Genomic DNA, 2,550 nt, shown 5'->3' on the forward strand with positions numbered 1-2,550 from the left:
CTATAAGGCCGCCCAGCGAGAAGCCGGCAAGATGAAAGCGCGCAAAGCCAGCATGATCGGCCAGCGCCAGCGTATCGCCGACGAAGTCATCAATCTCGTAGCGTCCCTTGATGCGCGCCGACCCGCCATGGCCACGTAGATCAAATGTGAGCACGGTGAACTGATCCGGCAGGCGAGCGACGACGCCGCTCCACGCTTCCAGATAGGAGCCGACGCCATGGATGCAGACCAGCTTCTGTGGCCCGTTCCCGTCGACACGATAGTTGAGCGCCACATCGCCGTGAACGAAGGAACCGGTCGCCATCGCCATCAGTGCCCCACCGCGACAGCCCTGGTGCGATCCCGCGTGGCGAAGTGCGGCATGACCTCATCGACGAACAGCCTGATCGTCTTCTTCTGCAGCTCGAACGGCAGGTTGAAGGTGAGTCCCAGGCAGTACTGGTCGACGCCCGCGGCCTCATAATCCTCGAGCTTCTCGATGATCTCGCCTGGGGTGCCAAACATCAGGTTCTTGCGGATGCTCTCTGGATTGTAGTTGTCCTTGCCCTTGACACTTTCATAAGGCACAGCCTCGGGGAAACCGTTCTTTACCGAGCCGATGTTCTGGAAGAGGTTCTCAAAGGAGCGCCCGTAGTCGATGGCGTGGCGGACCGCGACTTCCCAGTCCTCCGGGCGATCGTAGATGCAGGTGCGGCGTTGCATCATCAGGCGTGGGCGCGGCACTTCCGGATGGTCGGCGACCGCCTTGCGAAATTTTTCGCCGAGCACGGCAATCTCGGCCGCGGGCGCTGAAAGCGGCGTCGACAGGATGTTGGCACCGATGCCTACGGCCCAGTCGAATGTGCCGGGGTCACGTGCCGCCACCCAGATCGGCGGATGCGGCGTCTGCAATGGCTTGGGCACGCCCGCGGCCAGCGGAAACTTCCAATAGTGGCCGTCATGCGCATAGTCATGGGCCCACAGTTTCTTCACCGCCGGCACCAGTTCCTTGAGGTAGGCGACGCCCTCCTGCTGTGGCATGCCGCCGGCCATGCGGTCGAACTCGTATTGATAGGAGCCACGGGCTATGCCGAACTCCAGCCTGCCGCCGGTCAGGTGATCGCAAAGGGCGGCTTCGCCAGCCAGGCGGATCGGGCTCCAGTACGGCGCCACCAGCGTCGAGGTGCCAAGCCGGATCTGCTGCGTGTGCTGCGCCAGCCAGGTCAGGGTCATCAACGGATTGGGCGAGATGGTGCACTCGATCGTATGATGCTCTGCCGTCCACAGCGTCTCGAAGCCGCCCGCGTCGGCCATCTGCGCCAGCTCGAGCAGATTGCTCTTCACCTTCGACATCGGCATGTCGGGCGAGAAGCGCTCCATGGTCAGCGACACTGCAAATTTCATTTCTGTTGTCCCGTCCTTTGTGGTCGGTGTGGGTGATGCTCAGCGCAGGCGGATGACAAATGGGTCCTGCATGATCCCGGAATAATCGATCATGATGTTCTTCAGCCGCGAGAACTCCTCCATCACGTCGAAGCCTCCCCTGCGGCCATAGCCGCTTTCCTTGAAGCCGCCATTGGCCGACATGAAGGACGAGGCGCGATAGGTGTTGATCCAGACGGTTCCGGCATCGACATTGCGGGCAAAGCGCAGCGCGCGGTCGATGTCCTTGGTCCAGATGCCGGAGGACAGTCCGTAGCGCGTGTCATTGGCGAGCGCGGTCATCTCCTCTTCCGACGAGAAGGGGATGACGCCGACGACCGGCCCAAAAATCTCCTCCTGCATGAAGTCCATGTCGTTGCGGGCGTCGACCATGACGGTCGGCTCGAAATACCAGCCTTCCGCGAGCTCGGCCGATTGCGGTCTGCGGCCACCGGCCGCGATCCTCGCCCCCTGATGGACGCCCGAGGCGACGTAGCTTTCAACTTTGGCAAGTTGTGCCGACAGCGCCAGCGGACCCATGTCGGTATCGTCATTCAGGGGGTGGCCCACCTTGACCCGCCTGGCGCGCTCGACCAGCGCGTCGACGAAACGGTCATAGATACTGGCCTCGACGAAGCAGCGCGATCCGGCAACGCAGCTCTGGCCGGCGGCGGCGAAGATGCCGGAGACGACGCCGTTGACGGCATGGTCCATGTCGACATCGGCAAAGACGACCTGAGGCGATTTCCCGCCAAGCTCCATCTGGCACGAAACCAGGTTCGCCGCAGCATTTGCGGCAATGCGCCGGCCGGTGGCCGTGCTGCCAGTGAACACGATCTTGGCGATGTCGGGATGACGCGTCAGCGCGTCGCCGGCGCTGGTGCCGGTGCCGGTCACGACATTGACGACGCCGGCGGGGAAGCCGGCTTCCATGATCAGTTCGGCCAGCGCCAACGTCGAGGCGGTGGCGTGTTCGGACGGCTTGATGACAACGGTGTTACCGATGGCAAGGCACGGCGCCAAGGTGCCGGTGAGCAGCATCAGCGGCGAGTTCCACGGCGTGATCATGCCGACGACGCCAAGCGGCTCGCGCATGTTGAAGTTCAGCATGTCAAGCTTGTTGACGGGGATGGCCGACAAGCTGATGGG

3 protein-coding genes are annotated in these 2,550 nt (G+C 62.9%); all 3 read right to left on the bottom strand.

Annotated elements, in window-relative coordinates; genetic code table 11:
* The coding region (locus EN932_RS33760; protein ID WP_128369419.1) for an alpha/beta hydrolase at window positions 1-310 on the bottom strand (310 nt) is incomplete at its 3' end.
* On the bottom strand, window positions 310-1,383 hold the full coding sequence (locus EN932_RS33765) for an LLM class flavin-dependent oxidoreductase (RefSeq protein ID WP_128338165.1): 1,074 nt from the start codon (window positions 1,381-1,383) through the stop codon (window positions 310-312). The genes EN932_RS33760 and EN932_RS33765, both read right to left, overlap by 1 nt.
* Before the next feature lie 39 nt (window positions 1,384-1,422).
* The coding region (locus EN932_RS33770; protein ID WP_128369420.1) for an aldehyde dehydrogenase family protein at window positions 1,423-2,550 on the bottom strand (1,128 nt) is incomplete at its 5' end.

The organism is Mesorhizobium sp. M7A.F.Ca.US.002.01.1.1 (assembly GCF_004022955.1).
Classification (GTDB): domain Bacteria; phylum Pseudomonadota; class Alphaproteobacteria; order Rhizobiales; family Rhizobiaceae; genus Mesorhizobium; species Mesorhizobium ciceri.

What these genes read in the sequence shown, in the direction of transcription:
- EN932_RS33765 (WP_128338165.1), bottom strand. Translation starts at nt 1,383, where the DNA reads ATGAAATTTGCAGTGTCGCTGACCATGGAGCGCTTCTCGCCCGACATG.